Here is a 14,379-nt window from a genome sequence, read left to right as displayed (position 1 = left end):
GGATGATTGCGGCTCGCTCGCGTGCGGACGCGAGGGCGCGCTGCCAAGCTGACCTCAGGTCGGCTCTTCCCCGAGGTCGCGCGCTCGGCGGTGGTGCCGTTCGAGCTCGCCGACGAGCGTCCGGGTCTGGTCGAGCAGGGTTCGCAACTCGTCGATCTCGTGAACGTGAAGGGTGGCCGAGTACAGTTGGATGACCCGCAGGGTGCCAGCGTTGTCACCGCTGAGTCGTGAGAGCCCTTCGGCGCGCGCGAGCAGGTCGATCAGACGGCGTCGCGTGTCTTGCCAGGATGCGTGGGCGTCGTCGGTTATGGTTCATGTTCAGGCGTCCTGTCGGGGCGGGCAAGTCGATTCAAAGGGATGCCGAGCGGGGCTACAGGCTCAGCGGCCCCGGGTTCGTCCGGCATCGTCGCGTGTCGCGTCGTGGACGTCAGGTGCGATCACGCGGACCGATGAGGGGACGTCAGGATCGCTTGCCGACGCCCACCTCGCGTCCTCCTGCGGCAGCGCATCACCGGACGCAGCCGCCGTGGCTCCTCGACGGGACGGTGCATCACCTCGACCCAACGTGGACGGCCGTCGTCGTCAGGGAACGTCGAACTCGGTGCGCAGTAGGGCCTCGATGCGTTTGAGCTCCGATGTCGTGTCCTCCCTGTACACGTAGCCGTAACTCAGCAGGATCTCGCTCACCTGCGTCCCTAGCACGCTCAGGCGGTGCAGGACGTCCTCGACGTCGTCGAGACTGAGGTCGTTGCGTTCGAGCACGGCGTCCATGACCTGCAACAGCCGTCGGTGCAGGCGCTCCACCAGCGACCCCAGCTCGCTCGTCAGGCGTCCATTGTGCGTGACGCCGCATGACGGGGCCGTCACCGCGCGTCTTCACGTTGGTGCACGCCACCCGGGACCGTAGGGGCGGCTCCCGTTCACGCCTGGAGCTGCGACCCAGGCTTCGCCTCCTCGAAGTTCCGCATCGCGAAGCCGAACCCGCGGACGGTGCGAACCACGCGGTACGCGCCAGCGTCGCGGAGCTTGCCGCGCAGGTTGCTGACGTGCACGTCGATGACGTTCGCGGCCGGAATCACGTCTCCCCAGACGGCACGGCCGATCTCCTCACGACTGTACGCCCGGCCAGGCGTGCCCGCGAGCAGCAGCAGCAGGTCGAGCTCGCGTGGCGACAGGTGCACCTCACGTCCGTCCCAGGTGCACAGCCGCTTGCTGACGTCCAACGTCAGCGGTCCATTCGTCAGGACGGGCGCCGCTTCGCGCCGCCGGAACTGCACCCGGACGCGTGCGACGAGCTCAATCTCGTTGAACGGTTTGACGAGGTAGTCGTTGGCACTGAAGAGCAGGTTGACCTTGCGGTCCGGGTCGTCCACGGCGGTCAGGACCAGGATGGGCACGTCGCTCGTGTCCCGCAGGCGGCGCGCGACCTCGTCCCCGGGGAAGTCGGGCAGGCCGAGGTCGAGGACGACGAGGTCCGGTTCGCCTTCACGGGCCCGCATCAGGCCGCGGGTGCCGCTCTCGGCGGTGAGGGTGCGGTAGCCCGCGTCCTTGAGGGTGAGGTCGAGGAGGGCGCTGATGTCCGGGTCGTCTTCGATGATCAAGATGGTCTTGGGTCGCATGGGCGCTCCTGCGGGGGGGTAGTCCGAGTATCGGCGGCGCAGGCCGCTCAGGCGACAAGCATTCGTTCACCCGTCACCCACGAGCCGTGCCCGGACGCTGATTCGACCTCACCGAAGGGCCGTCATCTTGCTGCTCGTTCCCCACCACCTCGGTCGTGCCTAACTCCACGTCGTTCAAACGATGGGCGCCCGGGTCGTTCAGCCGCGTGGCTTCGCGTTCGTGTCGACCGCGCTGCGGTTCGGGTGGTGCGTGTGGTGCGCCTGCTGGTTCCACTGGGCGGAGGTCCGGTCGTCGTAAACGTCCACGACCCGATCGGTGCCGCTATCCGGCGCCTCTTGGTGCGCTGGAGTCACTTAACCGAAGGGAGTTCTATGAGGTATCGCAGATGACGCAGGGTTGACGCTGCCCTAGAACGAACCGGTGGTACGTGTGCACTTTACCCAATACGTCGTCATCAAAACCAACCAATGATATTCAAACGGACCAAGCTCCCTCGGCAGTTCTGATCAACGCCGCTTCACACGCGCTCACTACACTTCTTGTACCCTTCCCCCGTAGAAGGTTCACGTGTTCACCACCCTCAGCTACCGGGTCGTGCCCGGCAGGTCCGACCAGGTCAAGGTCCACGTCACCAACCACGAGGACTAGGTCCCCCTCGCCCGCATCCGCACCCACTTCGGCCGTGCAGCCGTCGACAGCCTCCTCAAGGGAATCTTCGTCCTCAACGTCGACATCGACGCCGCCGACCGGCTCGCAAGCGAAGTCCTTCACACTCCCCACCTGGGGAACCCGTACCGCGCGCGACGTCCAACCCACTCCCGAAGCGTACGACCGCCTCCAACAGCAACGCGGCCAGGAACGCGAACGCCCCGCCGAAGCCACCGCGTTCCTTGACAACGCCATCGACTTCTAAGACCGCGACCTCCAGGCGACCCAGAACACCTCACTGCGCACCACACGCATCCAGGAACTCCAGGACGCCCCGGGCCGCGCCGTCATCACACCGTGCCCGCACGACGGCCACGCTACCCTCAGCGCCGTCCAAGCGGCCCGCGCCGACCCGGACGACCTCCAGCGCGACGCGGTGGGCCCCTTCAGGGTCGCGCGGTCGGAGAGGGCTTCGAGGTGACCGTCACTGGCCGTCCGCCGCACTTCACCGTCAAACGCGTCGAGGAGCGAACGGCCCCGCCCGACCCGCTCCACTGCCTGGGCTCGCGTACCCGCGAGGAGGAGCACCATGACGACCGCAGACACCCACGCCTGGACCCGCCTGCTGCTTCCAGCACAGCAACGGCAGCTCACCTGGCTTGTGCAGCACCAGTACATCGTCCACTGTGACACCACACCGCCCGACCCCACCACCTCCAACCCACCGACGTACCACCTTGCCGTCGCGAGGGCCGACCGCACCGTCGCCACGCACGAAGGCCACCACCTCCCGTCGGTCTTCGCGGCGATGTACCAGAGTGTGTGCCGTCAAGCCCACCCGAGGCGTCCCCTTGACCTGCACTTCTGACCGACCTACCTGAGGACTGTGAGCCACCTGACCTCACTTCAGCGCCACGGCATGCACCAGAACGACGAGCTGATTCGCCGGGCAGCACCCAACCCCTCTGCTTCACCCCCAGCGCCGTCCGTGACCGCCACGTCGACCTGTCCGCCGGAGGTTCCCTGTCCTCGATGAGCGCACCGTCACGTCCCTCGACCTCACGGGCAACGGTCCGCCCGCCGGGCGTCGGTCGAGCCGGTCGACGGGTGAAGACGTCTTGTGCGGAACGAAGGGCCGGAGCAGCAACATCACGCGCGCCCTTCATCCCCACGCCACCCGACGCCGTCGCGGCCGCCTCATACTCAACCTGACCTTCCACCGTACTGCCGCAAGGAGCACCCGCATGACCACACCGACCATCCTGATCGTCGAGGACGACCCGGACATCGCCCGGCTCCTCGACCTCACCCTCCGAGACGCCAGGTACCACACCCTCACCGCGCAGACCGCCACGAGCGGCCTCGTCCTCGCCCGGCAGCACACCCCTGACCTCGTCCTCGTGGACCTCGGCCTGCCCGACTTCGCTGGGGACGAGGTCGCGCGGAGACTGCGCGCCACCCACGACCTGCCCATCCTGATCCTCACCGCCGTCGACGACGTGGACCGGAAGGTCAACCTCTTCGCCGCGGGCGCGAACGATTACGTCACCAAGCCTTTCCACCCGGATGAACTGCTCGCGCGCATCCACGTGCAGTTCCGTCACCGCGTGGGAAAACGCCTCGTCGACGTGGGCGCGCTGCGACTCGACGTGGACGCGCGGTTGTGCACCTACCGGGAGCGGGAGGTGCCGCTCTCCCCACGGGAGTTCGACCTGCTGTGCCTCCTCGCGCGCACGCCCGGTCGTGTTTTGACTCGACCGGAGATCGCGCGTGCGTTGTGGGGCGCGGGTGTGGTCGTGGCCGACAACGTCATCGACGTGCACCTCAGCAACGTCCGCGGCAAGCTGCGCCGCCAGGGCGGGTACGGCCTGATCCGCACGGCGCGCGGCGTGGGCTTCGCGGTCCGCTCACCAGCGGAACCGACGGGTTCGGCGTTAGCTGCGCCCGGCGCCGCCTGAGGACGCGTTCCACCGATCCGCCTGCCCACCCGCCGGGGAGTGCACCTCAAGCTCAGCGTCATTAAGGCCGTCACCTGGGTGTGGCTGCTCGCCGAGCAGCACCGCGACGTCGCGGCCCTGAGCCGTCTGGATCAGCTGCTCAACCGGTGGGTCGAGGAGGGTGACGACGAGCGCTTCCTCCACGCGATCACGGAAGAGCTGGACTGGCTGCACCTCACGCACAGCACGAACCACGAGCACTGAGGCGCTATCGCTGATGGCGTGAGGGTGCCGGCGGCAGCGTGATGTTTGAGGAGAGGAATGAGGATGACGAGCCGACAGGACGCAAGGGACGACAGCACCACCGACCGCCTCACCGACGAAGGCAATCAGGAGCGCGACGCCTCTCCCGGTGCCATGGGGGAGGACGCCCTCACGGGCGCGCACCACCCGGCCTTTGAACGTGACGAGCAGGACGGCGCGGCCAGTGAGGCGTTGCCTGGTGGCGCTGACGAAGCTGGAGAAAGCGGACGTTGATCTTGTCGACCAGCGAATCCGTCAACCTCATGCGCCACAGCCACGGCCGCAACCACTTCCAGCTGCGCTGGGGCAGCGAGGAGAAGCACGCCGACACCTGGGAGAACGTGGTGCTGTTCAGCCGGCAACGCACGCCCGAGTGGATCGCGGAGCACACGGAGCGGCTGCGCAGCCTGGCGTGGAGCCGGCCCTTCCCGAACGCGATCACCAACTTGGTGTACCCGGTGCTCGCAAGCTCGTGAAGCCACGGCCCACCCGCGCGACGCTGAGTATGATGCCCGTATGGGGAACCTTGGGCGGGTGCTGCTGCTGTTCGGTGTAATCTTGCTCGTCGGCAGCGTCACGCTCCTCGCGAAGAACGTCATCGACATCAACCAGTTGCACGCCGTCGCCGTCGCCAACCGCAGCGCGGGCTTCTTCAACCCGAGCTCGCAGGTCGTGCTGACCGCCGGACTGAGCCTCGCGAGCGGGGTCCTGCTTGGATTCGCGATCAGCCTGCTGGCACGAGCGCGACGCCCGGCACGACCACAGGACGCGAAGCCGGACCGCGACCATTGAATCCGGCGTGAGGGAACTCAAGCTGGTAGCGCCTTCCCAACGGGCGAGGGCGCAACGTTCACCGCGTCGCCTCCAAGACAACCTGCGGACCTCGTCAGCCGAGCGCTCCTCGAAGGGTTGCAGTGCGTCCCGTCCTGGCGAGTGAGCGCGTTTTTCGGGAGAAGGTCGCAAAAAACCCGCTGACCCTCCCGCAACCCCCGGTACCTTGAGGATGATGCCCGCGGAGAAGCGCTTCGCGCGAACTCCTCGGAAAGGCCACCGCCCTATGATTCGTCACCTGCTCGCCGTCATCTGTACCAACCAACAAGGCCGCCTTGCCGCCCAGAAAGCGCCCGCTCTAAAGCGCTTCGCTCTCACCCCGTGACTCCATCCCTGTAGGTGCCCTTGGACGAGGCGTTTGCGCTCGTGAGCTCTGCGGTTCAGTCGTTGGGCCGTGGGAGGCTTGACAAAGTAAGTTAGTAAGTGAACACTAACCAATAGAGCTCAGCAGGTCGCTCTCGATCGGGGAAAGCACCCCTGACTCGACGATCTTCCATAACAGGCTGAGGTGCCGCTTGGATGACAAGAGGCAAGAGCCCTCCCGCAGCCCCTTCGAGCGCCCACCGCTTCGCCTTCAACCCCTCGGTCTTCCGTCGGCGAGTCTAGTTAGTAATCGGTTACTAAATGATAAAACCAGGCGTTAGAACCCACCCCACCAAGGAGACCCGTATGCCACATTCCCCCAGCCGCCACCCCGCCCTCCTCGTCGCCCTCCTCGTCTCCACCCTCATCATCACCCTCTACGCCCTCATCAACTTCGGCGCCACCCTCAACCCCACCGCCCATACCCACGACGTCCCCCTCATCATCGTCAACGCCGACCACGGCACCCCCGACCAGCACCTCGGACGTGACCTCCTCGAACGCCTCCAACACGACCCCACCCTCACCCGCACCGCCCACCTCACCGTCCTGCCCACCCGCGACGCCGCCCTCGACGCCCTCCGCCGCAACCACGCCTGGGCCGCCCTCGTCATCCCCGACCACTTTACCCGCGACCTCACCACCCTCCCCACCACCGGACGACCCGCCCGGCTCGAAGTCCTCCACAACCCCGCCGCCGGCAGCGCCGCCAGCAGCATCGCCGACCACACCCTCGACGCCGTCGTCACCAACATCACCACCGCCCTCCAGACCCAGGTCCTCACCCGCGTGAGGCGCGCCACCCCCACCGTCCCCACCACCCTCGCCGCCACCCTCGCGCAGCCCGTCCGCGTGAGCCACACCGACGCCGTCACCATTGGCGAGCACAGCGGCCGCGGCAGCAGCACCTTCACCCTCACCTTCGTCGCTGTCCTCGCCGGCTTCATGGCCGCCAACATCATCCAGGCCATCCTCACCGACGTCCTCGACACCACCGCGCAAGGCCAGAAGATCCGCGCCGTCCACGCCACGCTCCTCAAGCTCACCGTCGGCTTCGCCACCAGCATCGTCGGCGCGACCGTCATCCTGCTGATCGCCCGCCTCTTCCACCTCGACCACACCGCCCCCTGGAGCGCCCTGTTCGGCTTCGTGCTGCTCACCGAGTTCCTGATTCTCACCCTCACCCTGATGTTCTACGTGCTGCTCGGCGCGCGCGGCGTCGTCGCGGCCGTCCTGTTTAACATCGTCCTGTTCACCGCGCTCAACGGCGCCAACCAACCCCTCCAGACCCTCCCGCGCTTCCTCGAAACCCTCGCGTTCGCACTGCCCTTCCACGCCGCCACCGACGGCGCCCGCGCCCTGCTCTTCCTGGGCGGCCGCCTCGACGCCGGCCTCGCCAGCGCCCTGCTGTCCCTCAGCACCTACCTCGCCCTCGCCCTGATCGTCTCGCTTGGCGTGAGCGCCCTCCGCGACCGCCGCGAAGCCCCGACTCCCGTCATCGGCAGCGCCCCCATCTCCGCCTGAAGCGCTCACCCATCGCCATCAAGGAGGTCCCCAACACCACCACCACCTCGACCCGCACGTCCGATCAAGCCAACCTCTCATCCCACCCGACAGGAGCTCCTCATGACCACCGACACCACCGTCCAGCCCCGCCCCCTCCCGCATCACCTTCCCAAGGACTTCGCCCGCCCCCAGCGTCTCGACGACGCACTCGCCGGGGCCGCCGCGTCCGTCGAGCGTTACATCGCGTGGCTCGACACCATCCCCGACGACCTCCTGCACGTCCCCGTCACGCCCGGCAAGTGGAGCGTCGCCGAGCACGCCCACCATCTCGTCCGCACCAGCGAAGTCTTCGCGGCCTGCATGACCGACCGCGCCCGGGGACGGCCCATCGTCGACGTGCCCCTCACCCTGATGTGGCCCGACGGGCGTCTCGTCGCGCCCGCCCCCATCCAGCCCACCCCGGGCCTCTCCCGCAGCGCGCTGCAAGACGGCCTGAAGCGCGCCCAGCAGGAGCTCGAACGCGCCGCACGTCACCTCCAGGCGCTCGAACTGCACGAGGACCCCTGCGTGCCCACCGGGATCTTCGAACCGATGACGGCCGTGGAGACCGCGCAGCTCGTCGCCGGGCACACCCTGCACCACCTCCGCACCCCGCACGGACACTGACGACAAAACCGACGCACACGACGAGGGCGGCATGAAGCCGCCCTCACCCGCTTGGAAAGTGATGGTTTACTAACCCTATGGCTCCCTCCCTCTCCAGCGCGCGCGGCAACGCCCATGACAGCCGCGCCGCGATCCTCCAGGCCGCCATCGAGGAGTTCGGACGACGCGGCTACCACGGCGGCACCACCGAACGCATCGCCCGCGCCGTCGGCAAGACCCAGCCGTACATCTTCAAGCTCTACGGCAGCAAGAAAGACCTCTTCATCGCCGCCATCCAATACGTCTACGACCACATCCAAACCACCTTCGAGCAGGCCGCCCGCGACGACACCCCCGACAAGCTCCACGCCCTCGGCCTCGCGTACGTCCCGCTGCTCCGCACCCGCCACGAGATCCTGCTGATGCTGCACGCCTTCACCGCCGCCGACGACGAGGACGTCGCCCTGGTTGTTCGTGACCGCTACGCGAAGCTCCTCACCTGGGTCCGTGACACCACCGGCGCCCCCGAGGACGCCGTCCGCGCCTTCTTCGCCGAGGGGACCAGCCTGATGGTCGCCGCCAGCATCAAGCTGCCCGACCTGATCGACCCGGCCATCCGCCCCGCACTGTTCGGCGACACCCCGCCTACACCGTAAGGTCAACCGCCGAGACTCCGACCGGGCAACGCCGCACCTCCTCCAAGATGTGCGACGTTGCCCGCCGCCGGACGCCATCCTTCAACCGGGCCTACGACCATGCCCGGTTGAAGGTGGTCTTGGTCGTCTCCTGCGTCACCTTCAGGTTCGTCGCCAGGGGCGCGACGCGTCGCGGCACCGCTCGTTGACGCTCTTTCATCGGTACCCGCTGGGCAGATACGTTAGCGTCCCGTCGCGTTGCTGCGACGGTGCGTACCGTGGAGGGACGCCCGCCCCTGTCGGGAAGCCGTCGCGGTCTTCCGGCTGAGCGGACGCCCTGTTGCCGCGTTCAAGGTCCGCGCGCGAGGAAGCGCAGCACGACCTCGGCGTAAGTTTCAGGTTGCTCGACGTCTGGGAAGTGCGCGGCGTCCTCGATCACCTCGAAGCGCCCCCGCGGGAGCGCTTCACTCACCTCGCGCGCGTACGCCTCACCGACGTTACGGTCGTGCCGCCCGACGACCACCAGCGTCGGCACGTCCACGGCGGCCAGTGCCTCCCACGGCAGCACCGGCCTGGACCGCACCACCTTGTGCGTCAGGCCGGTGTTGACGAGACCGCTCTCCCGCCACCACGCGCGGTTGCGTCCCGCGTGACGCCCGTCGTGAAAGAGGAAGCAGTCCACCGTCTCCACGCTCGCCACTCCCCACACCCGCTCCAGCTGCACCTCGGGTGGCACGGCGGACGCTACGATCCCCTCGATCCGAGCGCGCACCTCCGGAGGCGCCACCTCAAGGAACCCGGCGAGCTGGCACGCCACGAACCTCGCGTCCTGGAGGTCCAGCGCGGGCGCCTGCGCCACCACCCGACGAACATGCCGCGGGAAGGCGTGCGCGTACGCGAAAACCAGCCCACCCCCGAAGCTGTACCCCAGCAGGTCGACGGTCGGCGCGCCCAGCGCCACGCGCAGCTCGTCCAAGTCGCGCACGAGGGTGTCCACGTCGTACGCGCGCTCGTCGGCGGGCGCCTCCGAACGACCGCAGCCGCGCTGCTCGTGGTACACCACCGTCCGCTCACGCGCCAGGAGCGGTCCGGCGGTGCGCTCGTAGACGAAGTGGTTCCCGCCGGGTCCGCCATGGACGAGCACGAGCGGCACGGTCCCGTGACGCGCGCCGTCCACCCGGACCCACTGCCGGACGCCGCCCAGGGTGAGGAGATGCTCGCCGTCCGTGAGGTTCATCTGAAGGTCAAGGTACCATCCGCGCGAGCGGACGGCCGTCGCCGATCGCGGCGGTGAAGCTCGACCTGCGCGTCGTCACGGCCCGCTCAGGGGCGCGTGGGCACCTCGACGGTGCGGACCACCACGTCGAGCAGGGCGCCGTGCGCCGGGTTGCCGACGAGGACCCACACCCACGCGCCGCGTGGCAGCACGTACACCGGGCCGATCTCGCCGTCACGTACGCGCAGACGCCACGCCCGCCCATCCGGGGTGTCCACCGCACCCTCCACCTCCACCTCACCCTGCCCGCCGAGGTCCAGAGCGTCCGGATGCAGGGCCGTGAGCCTCGCCACGTACGCCGCGTCCTCGACGGGGCCGTCCGAGCGCCGATCGAAGCGGCGCGCGCTCATTACCGTGACCACCTCGGTCACGCCACGCTCCAGCACCTCCAGCCGACTGGGGGTCTCACGCACCTCCGCGCCCGCCAAGAGGCGGAAGCGCAACTGACCGTCGTGCACGGCGCTCAGGTCCCGCTCCGCGACGTTCGCGCGGTACGGCAGGGGCGGCGTGCGCGCCTCCACCCGACCGTCCGGCGTGCTGACGCGCACCACGAGGTCCGTCTCGGTGATCAACCGATCCTGTGCGGGCACGACGCGCGTCCCCCCGGGCGTGACGACGCGCACGGCTGGAAGGCGCCACACGGCGGGCATCACGAACGACACGCTCAGCGTGCCGTCCGCTGCCACCGTTCCGCCCGACACGACCGCGCCGACGTGGGGGTCAGGGGTCGTCACCCGCGCCGTCACGCGCGCGCCCATCGGGAAGCCGCTGACACGTAGGGTCACGGGCGCGTTGCCGCTCAGCGATCCGGCGGGAACGAACACCCGCGGGGTCGGCGTGGTAGCGACGCCCGTCACCTGCCACGGGCCGTCCCCGCCACGCGCGACCTTGACGTAGAGCGTGCCGCCGGACGCGACGAGCTTGTACTCCCGCGTGGTGGTCGTCCAGAGGGACGCGCGGTACGGCAGGACCTGCCCGCTCGCCGCACGACGCAGCAACGCGAGGTCGGTCGGGTTGAGCCGTGCCGAGCGGCAGGGCGTGTCCGTGGGGGCGGCGGCGCAGGTCACGGTCCGCTCCGGTTCGAGTTGAGGCGCGATGCCCTGCGCGACCCCGGGGGAGGAGAAGAGCAGCGGGACGAGCAGCGCCGTGAACCACCGTCGTGATGGAAGGTGAAGCATGCCGTAGATCCTTTCTCTCGCGTTTGACGGCCTTCTGACGAGGTGAGAGGTCACGCGGAGGTGTCCTCCAGTCGCGCGGCCCCCCTGATCAGGTCGTGCAGGGCGCAGACCACGTGCGGGTCGAAACGTCGTCCGGCCTGCGCCTCGATCTCCGCGAGTGCCTCCTGAGGCGTCCACGCGTGCTTGTACGGCCGCTCGCTGGTCAGCGCGTCGAACACGTCCACCACCGTGAAGATCCGCGCGAGCAGCGGGATCGCCTCACCCGCGAGTCCGTCCGGGTAGCCCGCGCCGTCCCAGCGTTCGTGATGATGCCGCACCACCGCCAGCGCGCCGGGCGTGACGCCCAGCACCCTCGCCGCGAGCGCCTCCCCACGGACGGTGTGCTCGTGCATCAGCCGCTCCTCGTCCGCGTCGAGCCTCCCGGGTTTGTGCAGCACCGCGTCGGGCACGCTCAGCTTGCCGATGTCATGCAGGGTCGCGCCCTGCCCGAGGTCCTCCAGCGCCGCCGATGAGAGACCCAGTGCCTCGCCCAGCAGTCCGGCGAGCTCCACCACCCGCAGGGTGTGCCCGTGCGTGTCCCGGTCACGCGCCTCGATCGCGAGACTCAGGGCCTTCAGGATGCCATCGCGGGACGCGCGTTCCCGCGTCCGGCGTGCCTGCGCGGCGAGGGCGGCCGCGACGAGCAGACCGAATTCCTGCGCGACCGTCACGGACTCCCCGGTGAACGCGTGGGGGTCGTCGAGGTTGTCGAGGTTGAGTTCCGCGACGACGTCCTCACCGACCCGGATGGGCAGGCACAGGTTGGCGCGCAGCACCTGCCGCACCCCAGCGGCCTCGTACTGCCTCTCCGGCTGGATCTCGACGGGCTCGGGCCGCAACGCGCGGATGTGACCTCGCAAAACTTCCCCGCCGAGCACGCGGGGGTGCCCAACGTGCCAGCGGACGTCGTGCTCACCGTACCAACGGCGCATGTACGCGGCGGACTGCCGCAGCCCGAGCAGGGCCGGATCGAAGCCGACCACGGCGCGCAGGACGAAGGCGTCACCGTCGCGAACGTTGAGCGAGCCGCCCTGCGCGCCCGGGACGCTGAGCGTCGCGGCTTCGAGCAGCGCCTGCCAGTCGGGTTCGTCGTCGTCGTCCCGCGCGAGCAGCGTCATGAAGGACTTCACCGTCGTCCACACCGAACGGGTTCCAGGAAGGTCAGCTGGAGTCATGTCGTCACCTCAACAACAGGGAGGGCAGGGGGTACTCACGAGTGGGCCGAGGGAGGGCGTGGTGATTCGCCCTCGCGTCCATCCGGAGCACGGCAACGCACGCGCGAACTCGCCAGGACACGCTGCTGTCCCGGCGGGTCCGTCAGGAGTTCTCGGGGGCCTCCTCGCACGCATGACACTCGGACGCCGGGTGGGGCGAGGTCAGACGTGCGCGTCAGGCGCGTCGAAGGGGCGGGGGTCGACACCCGCGCGCGGCACGCCCCGCAGCAGCACCAACGCGTACGCCAGCAGCAGCACGTCCTGCGTGACGTTCAGCGCGATCACCGGGAACGTCGTGAAGTGCAGCGTGAAGTCATGCAGGGCGTGCACCAGCATCGCCGCCCACAACGACCCCGTCCGCACCCGCACCGCCGCGTACGCCATCCCCGAGCAGAGCGCACCCACCGCCTGCGCCGCCACGATCACGGGATCACGGTACAGGACGTTCCCGAGGTGCAGCGCCGCGAACAGCAGCGACGACACCACCACCGCGCGCCGCACGCCCGAAGGGCTCAGCAGCCGCAGGACCAGCCCGCGCGACCAGAGTTCCTCGTACCAGCCGGTCAGCAGGTACCCCACGAGAAGCAGCAGGACCGTCCCGGCGGGCGGGGTCTGCGCGCCCCGCAGGAACGGCAGGACCAGCACCACCACCGCCGGGACGACCAGCAGACGCCACGCGTGGGGCCGCTTGAACCCCACGTCCTTCCAGAAGCCGAGGGTCTTCACCAGGGCGGGCGTGAGGACGCTCATCAGGGCGAGCGCCACGAGCGACGCGTTCGTGCTGGACGTGAACTTCAGAGCGATCAGCCCGGCGCCGGCGGCGACGAGCAGGTTGAGGGCGGTGAGCAGCGTCGCCACGCGCGTACCCGAGACGGACGCGAACCTGGCGGTGGTAGGGCGACCTGACGGCTGGATCATAAGGTCCTCCTCGCCGTCATCCCTGACGGCTCGATCTCCCCTTCAGGGTGCGCCGTCCCTTCCCGGCGGCGCCTGACCCGATCGGACGCCGCGCGTGGCCCTTTCGGGCTACCCTCGGGTCGGCGCGGCGGTCGTACCTTGAGGGCGTGCCCCACGTCCGCTTCCGCCGCCTCTTGATGGAGGACCTGCCTCGCCTGCACGTGTGGCTCAACCGTCCGCACGTGCTGGAATTCTACGGGCAGCGGAGGGTCACGCCCGAGGAGGTGCGCCGCAAGTACGAACCGCGCCTGCATCCGGAGTCACGCGTGCAGCCGTGGATCGTCCTCGTCGACGACCGTCCTGCCGGGTACGTGCAGTGGTACTGGCTGCGCGACCACCCGCCCGGCATCGCAGGCTGGTGTGACCTGGACGGCGCGGCGGGCCTCGACGTGTTCCTCGGTGAGCCGACCCTGCTGGGTCAGGGAGTGGGGAGCGCCGCGATCAACGACTTCATCCGGGACGTGCTGGTCGCCGGGCATGGGGTGACGCGCGTCCTGATCGACCCGGCGGTCACGAACGTCCGCGCGATTCGCGCCTACGAGAAGGTCGGCTTTCGTCGGCTCTCCACCTTTGAGGCGCCCAACCCGACGTCACCCTGCTTCATGCTCTTCGAACCTCCCGAGCGGCCGTGCCCCCACGGGCGGTAACCGCGTGAGGTCCGCCTCGTGCGCGCCCAGCCACGCGAGGAGCTCCGGCAGCGCCACCAGCCGCGCCCGAGCAGCCTCGGGCGCGAGCGCGCCCGTCTCCACCTGCCCGACGCTCCACACACCCAGCGCCGCCTGCCGCAGCAGCGTCGCCGCCGCGAGCGCGTCCACCTCGTCCTGAGACAGCGGACCGTACCCCCGCAGGAACGCCTTCGCGAGCGTCCATCGAGGCTCGGGGTGGACGAGCACCTCCATCAGCGCCGTCGCGACGTCCAAGACGCGCGCGCCGACGCAGGCGAACTCGAAGTCCAGCACCGCCGTCACCCGGGGGTGCTCGTACAGGACGTTGACGCTGTTGAAGTCCCCATGTACGAGCGTGCGCGGCAACTTCGCGTACGTGCCGCGCACGCGGCGGGTGGTCTCCTCGTACGCGGCACGCCACGCCCTCGCGCTCCCCTCCCCACCCCACAGGTCGGGGCGCGCGAGAGCCGCCTGGAGCGGGTCGGGCACGCGGGGGTGCAACCCTTGCAGGTCCATCCAGTCGAGCGTCCACGGCGCCCGCTCGGTGGGGTACCGGGCGAGC

18 protein-coding genes are annotated in these 14,379 nt (G+C 69.2%); 10 read left to right on the top strand and 8 right to left on the bottom strand.

Features of this window, described 5'->3' with window-relative positions:
• Positions 1–582: 582 nt before the first annotated feature.
• The 3 genes from DEIPI_RS0125075 to DEIPI_RS38425 all read right to left on the bottom strand — a co-directional run bounded on the left by DEIPI_RS0125075 (position 583) and on the right by DEIPI_RS38425 (position 2,391).
• Positions 583–867: a hypothetical protein gene (locus tag DEIPI_RS0125075; protein WP_027483595.1), complete on the bottom strand. Its 285-nt coding sequence runs from the start codon at positions 865–867 to the stop codon at positions 583–585.
• A gap of 53 nt (positions 868–920) precedes the next feature.
• On the bottom strand, positions 921–1,619 hold the full coding sequence (locus DEIPI_RS34540; RefSeq protein WP_045235132.1) for a response regulator transcription factor: 699 nt from the start codon (positions 1,617–1,619) through the stop codon (positions 921–923).
• 475 nt (positions 1,620–2,094) lie between these two features.
• Positions 2,095–2,391 carry a hypothetical protein gene (locus DEIPI_RS38425; RefSeq protein WP_157464042.1) on the bottom strand — a complete coding sequence of 99 codons (297 nt, stop codon included), beginning with the start codon at positions 2,389–2,391 and terminating at the stop codon, positions 2,095–2,097.
• Positions 2,392–2,857: 466 nt separating this feature from the next.
• On the opposite strand from DEIPI_RS38425, the gene DEIPI_RS0125050 reads away from it, so the two are divergent.
• The 9 genes from DEIPI_RS0125050 (at position 2,858) to DEIPI_RS34525 (ending at position 8,509) form a co-directional block, all read left to right on the top strand.
• Positions 2,858–3,136: a hypothetical protein gene (locus DEIPI_RS0125050; protein WP_027483593.1), complete on the top strand. Its 279-nt coding sequence runs from the start codon at positions 2,858–2,860 to the stop codon at positions 3,134–3,136.
• Between the two features lie 376 nt (positions 3,137–3,512).
• Positions 3,513–4,226: a response regulator transcription factor gene (locus DEIPI_RS34535; RefSeq protein ID WP_045235131.1), complete on the top strand. Its 714-nt coding sequence runs from the start codon at positions 3,513–3,515 to the stop codon at positions 4,224–4,226.
• A 39-nt stretch (positions 4,227–4,265) separates the two neighbouring features.
• The gene (locus DEIPI_RS0125040) at positions 4,266–4,469 is read left to right on the top strand and encodes a hypothetical protein (protein ID WP_027483592.1); all 204 of its coding nucleotides are present in this window, start codon (positions 4,266–4,268) and stop codon (positions 4,467–4,469) included.
• Between the two features lie 63 nt (positions 4,470–4,532).
• Positions 4,533–4,742, top strand: a complete 210-nt coding sequence (locus DEIPI_RS0125035) for a hypothetical protein (RefSeq protein WP_157464040.1) — start codon at positions 4,533–4,535, stop codon at positions 4,740–4,742.
• A gap of 2 nt (positions 4,743–4,744) precedes the next feature.
• The gene (locus DEIPI_RS0125030) at positions 4,745–4,984 is read left to right on the top strand and encodes a hypothetical protein (protein ID WP_045235130.1); all 240 of its coding nucleotides are present in this window, start codon (positions 4,745–4,747) and stop codon (positions 4,982–4,984) included.
• Between the two features lie 40 nt (positions 4,985–5,024).
• The gene (locus DEIPI_RS34530) at positions 5,025–5,300 is read left to right on the top strand and encodes a hypothetical protein (RefSeq protein ID WP_045235129.1); all 276 of its coding nucleotides are present in this window, start codon (positions 5,025–5,027) and stop codon (positions 5,298–5,300) included.
• Positions 5,301–6,008: 708 nt separating this feature from the next.
• Complete coding sequence (locus DEIPI_RS0125020) at positions 6,009–7,226, top strand: YhgE/Pip domain-containing protein (protein WP_027483589.1); 1,218 nt, start codon at positions 6,009–6,011, stop codon at positions 7,224–7,226.
• A gap of 102 nt (positions 7,227–7,328) precedes the next feature.
• Complete coding sequence (locus DEIPI_RS0125015) at positions 7,329–7,874, top strand: DinB family protein (RefSeq protein ID WP_027483588.1); 546 nt, start codon at positions 7,329–7,331, stop codon at positions 7,872–7,874.
• A gap of 77 nt (positions 7,875–7,951) precedes the next feature.
• The gene (locus tag DEIPI_RS34525) at positions 7,952–8,509 is read left to right on the top strand and encodes a TetR/AcrR family transcriptional regulator (RefSeq protein WP_052352012.1); all 558 of its coding nucleotides are present in this window, start codon (positions 7,952–7,954) and stop codon (positions 8,507–8,509) included.
• Between the two features lie 328 nt (positions 8,510–8,837).
• Here DEIPI_RS34525 and DEIPI_RS0125000 read toward each other — a convergent pair whose 3' ends face one another.
• From DEIPI_RS0125000 to DEIPI_RS0124985, 4 genes are all read right to left on the bottom strand, one after another.
• Positions 8,838–9,725, bottom strand: a complete 888-nt coding sequence (locus DEIPI_RS0125000; RefSeq protein WP_027483587.1) for an alpha/beta fold hydrolase — start codon at positions 9,723–9,725, stop codon at positions 8,838–8,840.
• A gap of 86 nt (positions 9,726–9,811) precedes the next feature.
• The gene (locus DEIPI_RS0124995) at positions 9,812–10,942 is read right to left on the bottom strand and encodes a hypothetical protein (RefSeq protein ID WP_027483586.1); all 1,131 of its coding nucleotides are present in this window, start codon (positions 10,940–10,942) and stop codon (positions 9,812–9,814) included.
• A gap of 50 nt (positions 10,943–10,992) precedes the next feature.
• Entirely contained in the window at positions 10,993–12,156 is a 1,164-nt protein-coding gene (locus DEIPI_RS41725) for an HD-GYP domain-containing protein (protein ID WP_157464038.1), read from the bottom strand.
• 201 nt (positions 12,157–12,357) lie between these two features.
• Positions 12,358–13,113, bottom strand: coding sequence for a CPBP family intramembrane glutamic endopeptidase (locus DEIPI_RS0124985; RefSeq protein WP_027483585.1), 756 nt, complete (start codon positions 13,111–13,113; stop codon positions 12,358–12,360).
• 146 nt (positions 13,114–13,259) lie between these two features.
• On the opposite strand from DEIPI_RS0124985, the gene DEIPI_RS34515 reads away from it, so the two are divergent.
• Positions 13,260–13,799, top strand: a complete 540-nt coding sequence (locus tag DEIPI_RS34515; RefSeq protein ID WP_052352010.1) for a GNAT family N-acetyltransferase — start codon at positions 13,260–13,262, stop codon at positions 13,797–13,799.
• Here the strand turns inward: DEIPI_RS34515 and DEIPI_RS0124975 are convergent.
• Positions 13,743–14,379: phosphotransferase (locus tag DEIPI_RS0124975; RefSeq protein WP_045235128.1), on the bottom strand; the 637-nt coding region annotated here is incomplete at its 5' end. The genes DEIPI_RS34515 and DEIPI_RS0124975 overlap by 57 nt on opposite strands.

Origin of the sequence: Deinococcus pimensis DSM 21231 (genome assembly GCF_000519345.1) — a bacterium.
In the GTDB taxonomy this organism is placed as follows: domain Bacteria; phylum Deinococcota; class Deinococci; order Deinococcales; family Deinococcaceae; genus Deinococcus_A; species Deinococcus_A pimensis.
This window is presented reverse-complemented; position numbering and strand designations above follow the sequence as displayed.